Source organism: Idiomarina sp. ST20R2A10 (assembly GCF_051842345.1).
In the GTDB taxonomy this organism is placed as follows: domain Bacteria; phylum Pseudomonadota; class Gammaproteobacteria; order Enterobacterales; family Alteromonadaceae; genus Idiomarina; species Idiomarina loihiensis.
In genome coordinates this window covers 1-273 of sequence record NZ_JBNIEY010000047.1, presented here as the reverse complement: position 1 = coordinate 273, position 273 = coordinate 1, and the positions used below count along the sequence as shown (strand labels likewise).

The 273-nt window shown below is 63.4% G+C and carries 1 protein-coding gene; it reads right to left on the bottom strand.

Features of this window, described 5'->3' with window-relative positions; all coding sequences use genetic code 11:
* Positions 1-57: 57 nt before the first annotated feature.
* Positions 58-192, bottom strand: coding sequence for a hypothetical protein (locus tag ACP7H9_RS14270; RefSeq protein ID WP_439222943.1), 135 nt, complete (start codon positions 190-192; stop codon positions 58-60).
* Positions 193-273 lie beyond the last annotated feature (81 nt).

The following is a 273-nucleotide window of genomic DNA, read 5'->3' as shown; positions in this document are numbered from 1 at the left end:
CCCGGCCTCGCAGAAAACCCGGCGCGAGCGCCGGGCCAAAATTAAACTGATTTATAGTCAGGCGCGACCGACTGTCTCGAACACAACACTTTCCAGCGCCTCGCGGGCCGTGACGCCCGACCAGACCACGAACTGAAAGGCCTGGAAATAGGCCTCGCAGGCTTCCAGCGCCGCCGACAGCAGCACTTCCACCTGACGGCTCGCCGGTTCCTCGACCGATCAATTCGTGCCTGTTTTCCTGCGCTTGTTCTTGCGCGGTGACCGGCGCGGGCG